Raw genomic sequence first — 6785 nt, 5'->3', positions numbered from 1 at the left:
TTTTTGAGGGGAAAATGATGAAGTCAGGAAACTATTCTTTTTTAGATTCTCTAAAATAAAAAAACCTTCTTTTTAGAAGGTTTTTTATTTTTAATGTAGAAAGAAATTTATTTACCCTTTAGCTGTAGCTGTAGTTGTTTTTTTTGTTTTTACAGCTTTAACAGGTTTGTTAGGAAAAGATGCTGATTTTACTGATGTTGTAGCTTTTGCAGCAGGTGCAGCAGGTTGTGATTTTACCATTGCAGCAGGAGCTGGATTTTCTCCTTTCCACTTTGCATAATCTTCAGCACTCAGAACATCGCCGGTTAAAGTAATACTTTTAACCTCGTCAACACCTGCAAATTTTACTGTCATATGTTTTTCAAAATGGTTTGCAGCGGCGGCATTGTAAGTTGCGGTTATAGTACCGCTTTTACCAGGTGCAATGGGTTCTTTGGTATAATCACCAATAGTACAACCGCATGTTGGGCTTGCCTGCTCAATAATTAATGGTTCTTTACCAATATTGGTTACAGTAAAAGTAGCTGTTGCAGGAACGCTCTGTTTAATTTTTCCAAGATCAACTGTTTCGGTTGCAAATTTAGCAACCTCATCGGCCTTTTTTTGTGCAAACACAGCAGCGGTAACTACCAGTGCCGTAAGAGATAAAATCAGTCTTTTCATTATTGTTTTATTTTTATGGTGGTTTAATTTTTTAAATCATTCAGGCTCTTATTTTCAGGAGCAGAAGCTGCAGGTGTTTTCCAAACTTCTCCCTTAATAAATAATTGTTTGTTTTCTGTGCCATTGTAAGTAATAGTAACAGGTTTTGTAAAAGGACCTTCCGCAGCAGCATTATAACCCACAGTTATTTTGGCAGCAGCACCCGGCGCAATGGCTTTGTCTTTTTCCCATTCAGGAGTAGTGCAACCGCAACTTGCCTGAACATTTACAATTTTAAGCGAATCTTTACCGCCGTTGATAATTTCAAAAATATGCGTAACTGGTTTGCCCTGTGGGATTTTACCAAAATTAAATTCGGTTTCTTTTAAAATTAATGTTTCAACAGGCATTGCTGGCTTAGCATCAACCGGAGCTCCCGTAACTGCTGCGGTAGTTTGCTGGGCATTTACACCAGCAGCTAAGAAACAAATGAAGGTCAGTGTAATTATTTTTTTCATAGTTCTTTATTTTCAATTTCTATTCCAAAGATACTAAAACGGATAATTCGGTTGTAAATTGTTAACCTGTTAGCAGATTATTAACAAAGCTGCACTATAATTTATATTTTTGCCTTATCATATACCATCTACATGCAAAATACAGCCATCAATGAAACCGCTTTAGACGAAAAACTCAGTTTCGATAACTTTCGAAATGAAGTTTTAAAAGATTACCGTTTTGCCTGCATAAGCAGAGAAATAAGTTTGCTTGGCCGTAAAGAAGTACTCACGGGAAAAGCCAAGTTTGGCATTTTTGGAGATGGAAAAGAAGTGGCACAGGTAGCTGCTGCAAAATTTTTTAAGCCCGGAGATTTTCGCTCAGGATATTACCGTGATCAAACTTTTATGCTGGCAAGCGGTATAACTAATGTAGAACAATATTTTGCACAATTGTATTCCGATCCGTATTTAGAGAATGACCCTTTTAGTGCAGGGAGGCAAATGAATGCACACTTTGTAACAAAGAATGTAGATGAAAATGGGGAATGGTTAAATCTTGCCGATCAAAAAAATACCAGCAGCGATATGGCACCAACTGCCAGCCAAATGCCCCGGGCTTTGGGTTTAGCGCTTGCTTCAAAATTATTTAGAAAAACAGAAGGGTTACAAGAGTTTAAAAATCTTAGTAATAACGGAAACGAAATTTGTTTTTGTACTATTGGCGATGCATCTACCAGCGAAGGACATTTTTGGGAAACTATAAATGCAGCTGGCGTGTTACAAATTCCTTTAGCTGTTTTTGTTTGGGATGATGGGTATGGTATTTCTGTTCCTAAAAAATATCAAACTACAAAAGCTTCTATATCTGAGGCACTTTCGGGTATGCAAAAAACCGAAGGTACCAATGGCATTGATATTTATAATTTAAAAGGATGGGATTATGCAGGTATGTGCGAAGTGCTGGAGCCTGCATTACAAAGAATAAGAGAAACACATACGCCTGCATTATTTCATGTAGAAGAAATTACACAACCGCAGGGTCACTCCACATCGGGCAGCCACGAAAGGTATAAAACTCCTGAAAGATTAGAATGGGAAAAAGAATGGGATTGCATTAAGCAAATGAAGGGATGGATAGTGGAAAATACTTTAGCCACAATGGAGGAGCTTAGTGCCATACAGGACGAAGCTAAAGAATATGTAAAAGCCGGTAAACAAAGTGCATGGGAAAAATACATTTCTCCAATAAAGCAACAGGTAAACAAAACAATTGAACTGCTTAATCAAACAGGCAATAATAATACCGACCTGAAAAATATCATTAATGAATTAACTATTAATAGAGAGCCCATGCGGCGTGATGTTTTAAAGGCTTTATCAAAATCAATTGATTTTATTGATGATGAAAAAACAGGAGCAATTAAAAATTATTACCAGGAGTTAAAAGAGCTTAATGCAGGATTGTATAATACTTTTCTGTATAACCAGGGCCCAAAATCGGCTTTAAAAGTTGCGCCAATAAAAGCATGGTATGATGATGATGCAAAAACTGTAAACGGATACGAAGTATTGAATAAATATTTTGATGAACTGTTTGCGACCAATAAAAAAGTGGTAGCCTTTGGCGAAGATGTAGGATATATTGGAGATGTAAACCAGGGCTTCAGTGGCTTACAGGTAAAGTATGGTGAAGAAAGAATTTTTGATACCGGTATTAGAGAACTTACTATAATGGGACAAGGGATAGGTTTAGCTTTGAGAGGGTTAAGGCCCATTGCCGAAATACAATACCTTGATTATTTATTGTATGGCCTGCAACCCTTAAGTGATGATTTAAGTACCACACATTTTAGAACTGTAGGGCAGCAAAGTTGTCCACTTATTGTACGTACAAGAGGGCACAGGCTCGAAGGTATCTGGCACAGCGGTTCGCCAATGGGAATGCTGATTAATGCTTTACGTGGTATGTACATTTGTGTGCCTCGCAATATGGTACAGGCGGTTGGTATGTATAATACGCTGCTGCAGGGTAACGATCCGGCTTTAATGATTGAATGTTTAAATGGTTACCGCCTTAAAGAAAAAATGCCTTCTAATTTATTGGCCTATTCAGTACCGTTAGGTATTCCCGAAATTATTAAAGAAGGTGAAGATATAACGCTTGTAAGTTATGGCTCTACATTGCGTATTGTAATGGATGCAGCAGACCGCCTGGAAAAATTAAATATAAGTTGCGAAGTTATAGATGTACAAACTTTATTGCCTTTTGATATTAATCACAACATAGTTGAATCTCTTAAAAAAACAAGCCGTATTGTTTTTATTGATGAAGATGTACCCGGCGGTGCAGCAGCGTACATGTTTAATAAAGTAATGGAAGAACAAAAAGGTTACAGGCATTTAGATGTGGCTCCACGAACAATTACAGGTAAAGCTCACCGGCCCAGTTATGGCAGCGATGGGGATTATTTCAGTAAGCCCAATGCAGAAGATGTGGTTGCGGTGGTGAAGGAAATGATGGCGGAATAATTTTTTAAATAATTTTAATTCTATGAAAAATTTTAAAGGTATTTATTTGATCTTTTCTTTTTTATCTTCAACCTTTTTCTCTCTTGCTCAAAACAGTTACTGGCAACAAGAGGTGAATTATAACATACAAGTAGAATTAAATACAGGCAATCATACACTTGCAGGGCAGATAAGCCTTGTTTACACAAACAATTCTCCAGATAAACTTAATTTTATTTGGTTTCATCTTTGGCCTAATGCTTACAAAGATAAAAATACAGCCCTCTTTAAGCAATTACAAAATTCAGAGAGTAGAAAAGAAAAAGTAGATAGTGTTACAGAAATGGGATTTATTACTGAATTGGATTGGAAAGTAAATAATCAAAAGGCAACAACAATACCTCATGAAGAATTTGGAGATATTGTAAAAGTTATGTTGCCAGAAATTTTGCTACCAGGAGGAAGTATTACTATTTCTACCCCTTTCAAAGTGAAATTGCCAGATTATTTTTCCAGACTGGGATTTAAGAATGCCGAACATATGATAACACAATGGTATCCTAAACCGGCAGTTTATGATGTGCTCGGGTGGCATCCAATTCCTTATCTTGATTTAGGAGAATTTTATAGTGAATTTGGTTCTTTTAAGGTTGATATAACTTTACCAGCAAACTATGTTGTAGCTGCAACTGGTACTTTATTGGATACTGATGAATATGAAAAATATAAAGAAATTGGAGCTAAAAATTATGCTGTAATAAAAACTGCAATTAATAATAATGATTCATCAGATTACAACAAACTCATTTCTAAATTGGAATGGTATAAACCTATGAAAAATTCTCTCACAAAAACCTTGCATTATTCTGCACAAAATGTCCATGACTTTGCATGGTTTGCCGATACAAACTTTGTGATTAATTACGATAATTTAAAATTGTATACTCAAAAAAGAGTTGATGCTTTTACATTTTATCATAAAGAAAGCATCGACAAGTGGATGATGAGTTGTAATTATGTAAAAGATGCAGTTTCATTTTATACCATTAATGTGGGAGAGTATCCCTATGCAGTAGTAAATGCAGTTGAGGGGCCAGTAAACAGCGGTTCTGGAGGCATGGAATATCCAATGGTAACATTAATCACACAGCCGGATGCAAGCCACGAACTGCTTGATGCAATTATAACCCACGAAGTTGGCCATAACTGGTTTTATGGAATATTAGGAAATAATGAGAGATTTCATGCATGGATGGACGAAGGAATGAATACTTTTTTTCAATACAGATATGAAGCAACAAAATATAAAGCAAATTCTATATTGCCACCAACCCCTTCAAATTTATTGAAACTGTCTGTGCCTGAATTTGAAACTGTCATTTACAAATCTTTCACTCAAATTAAAATTGAAGATAAGATTGATAAAGAAGCCACTGCTTATGAAACTGACGAATTATATGGAGGAAGTGTTTATATGAAAGCAGCAATGTGGATGCATTTACTTGAAACGGAAATGGGAAAAGAAGACTTCCAGAAGGGTATTGAAATGTATTTTGAGAAATGGAAATTTAAACACCCTTATCCTGACGATTTTCGGAAAATAATGGAGGAAGCAGCAGGTAAAAGTTTGAAAAAAATATTTAAACTGCTTAACCAAAAGGGAAGTTTTACCAGGGATGATTTTTAATAATATTTTTATATGCAACTTACACTCTACCAAATTGATGCATTTACCAATAAACTCTTTGGCGGCAACCCTGCCGCAGTTATTCCTTTACAAAAATGGCTGGAAACAGATTTGATGCAAAAAATTGCAGCAGAAAATAATCTTAGTGAAACTGTATTTTTTGTGCCTGCTTCAAATGCAGATGCCGATTATGAAATAAGATGGTTTACACCCGAAGTGGAAATTAATTTATGCGGCCATGCCACACTGGCAAGTGCCTATGTATTGTTTGAGCTGTTAGATTTTAAAAAAGAAGAAATTAAATTCAGCAGTAAAAGTGGAATATTAAAAGTTAAAAGAAACGACGAATTAATAACAATGGATTTCCCCAGCTGGAAGCCAGAGCGGTTGGATATTTACCCCAGCGATTTATCTAAAATTTTAGGTGATATTGAAATTGTGGGTGTTTACCAGCACAGAGATATACTGGTGGAATTATTAAATGAAGCCGCAGTAAAAAATTGTGTACCCGATTTTTCTTTAATGAAAAAGAGTATTGATAAAATGATCATTACGGCACCAGGCAGTACACGGTCAGACGGGACGTTAGATCGTGTTGATTTTGTATCCCGGTTTTTTGCACCTGGCGCAGGTGTAGATGAAGACCCTGTAACAGGTTCTGCACACTCTCAACTCATTCCTTTCTGGAGTGAAAAATTATCCAAAAACAAAATGCATGCACTGCAATTAAGCAAACGTGGCGGCGAAATTTTCTGTGAGCAATTGAATGCAGATAGAGTTGCCATGAGTGGTAACTGTGTTTACTACATGAAAGGCGGGATAGAGGTGTAAAAAAATACGCTTTTTATTTTCGTGTGCACCATTTTTAAAATTATCTTCCCTTTTAGTTTATTATACGTAATAATTTTACTCTTAAAAGTTTAGGAGGGAGCTCATCTTATTGCCCTATTAAATTACTGCAAAACAGCATTCTCCCTTAAAATCAATATCACCCAAATGTGTAATTGACCGGTATTGCTTAATTCTCCAATTTTACACTATCTCTTTTTATTTATCGAAAAACATTTCAGTATAAAAAAAACTATTGTTACCTGTAATGTAAAAATTTACTTACCATAAATCTGTTGTATGAAAAAAATATCACTTTATCTGTTAGCAAGTTTTTTAATTTCAAATATTACCGCTCAAAATGTTTTAGACAGGGTAAAAGGTAAAGCCAACCAAAGGGCAAGCAATAAAACTGACCGGGCAATCGACAAAGGTTTTGATAAAACAGAACAGGCGATTGACAGCCTTTTTAAAAAGAAACCAAAGAAAACAAAAAAAAATGCTGAAGAAACTGTACCGGCAGATAACAATTCAGCAAGTAAAAATGTTGCTGTAATTCCTGCAACCAACCCATCAACCGGTGTTGCCCAGGTAAATAGTTTTTCAGATTTTGTGCCAGG

Annotated in this window: 6 protein-coding genes; 4 read left to right on the top strand and 2 right to left on the bottom strand. The window is 35.8% G+C overall.

The window, feature by feature from the left end:
- Nucleotides 1-111: 111 nt before the first annotated feature.
- Both ACY65O_RS08250 and ACY65O_RS08245 read right to left on the bottom strand, forming a co-directional pair.
- Nucleotides 112-663 (bottom strand): DUF1573 domain-containing protein, encoded by a 552-nt coding sequence (locus tag ACY65O_RS08250; protein WP_462220379.1) that lies wholly within the window; start codon nucleotides 661-663, stop codon nucleotides 112-114.
- Nucleotides 664-686: 23 nt separating this feature from the next.
- Complete coding sequence (locus ACY65O_RS08245) at nucleotides 687-1160, bottom strand: DUF1573 domain-containing protein (RefSeq protein WP_462220378.1); 474 nt, start codon at nucleotides 1158-1160, stop codon at nucleotides 687-689.
- 132 nt (nucleotides 1161-1292) lie between these two features.
- On the opposite strand from ACY65O_RS08245, the gene ACY65O_RS08240 reads away from it, so the two are divergent.
- The 4 genes from ACY65O_RS08240 to ACY65O_RS08225 all read left to right on the top strand — a co-directional run.
- A complete protein-coding gene (locus tag ACY65O_RS08240) occupies nucleotides 1293-3671 on the top strand; it encodes an alpha-ketoacid dehydrogenase subunit alpha/beta (RefSeq protein ID WP_462220377.1) in 2379 nt (792 codons plus the stop codon).
- Between the two features lie 22 nt (nucleotides 3672-3693).
- Entirely contained in the window at nucleotides 3694-5337 is a 1644-nt protein-coding gene (locus tag ACY65O_RS08235) for a M1 family metallopeptidase (protein ID WP_462220376.1), read from the top strand.
- 12 nt (nucleotides 5338-5349) lie between these two features.
- Entirely contained in the window at nucleotides 5350-6168 is an 819-nt protein-coding gene (locus ACY65O_RS08230; protein ID WP_462220375.1) for a PhzF family phenazine biosynthesis protein, read from the top strand.
- Nucleotides 6169-6465: 297 nt separating this feature from the next.
- Nucleotides 6466-6785, top strand: a 320-nt coding sequence (locus ACY65O_RS08225; RefSeq protein WP_462220374.1) for a hypothetical protein, incomplete at its 3' end; no start/stop codon positions are given.

The sequence above is a fragment of the Ferruginibacter sp. genome (assembly GCF_031430955.1).
Classification (GTDB): domain Bacteria; phylum Bacteroidota; class Bacteroidia; order Chitinophagales; family Chitinophagaceae; genus Ferruginibacter.
This window is presented reverse-complemented; position numbering and strand designations above follow the sequence as displayed.

Coding starts and splice junctions, on each gene's coding strand:
- ACY65O_RS08250 (WP_462220379.1), bottom strand. CDS start 663: ATGAAAAGACTGATTTTATCTCTTACGGCACTGGTAGTTACCGCTGCT.
- ACY65O_RS08245 (WP_462220378.1), bottom strand. CDS start 1,160: ATGAAAAAAATAATTACACTGACCTTCATTTGTTTCTTAGCTGCTGGT.
- ACY65O_RS08240 (WP_462220377.1), top strand. CDS start 1,293: ATGCAAAATACAGCCATCAATGAAACCGCTTTAGACGAAAAACTCAGT.
- ACY65O_RS08235 (WP_462220376.1), top strand. CDS start 3,694: ATGAAAAATTTTAAAGGTATTTATTTGATCTTTTCTTTTTTATCTTCA.
- ACY65O_RS08230 (WP_462220375.1), top strand. CDS start 5,350: ATGCAACTTACACTCTACCAAATTGATGCATTTACCAATAAACTCTTT.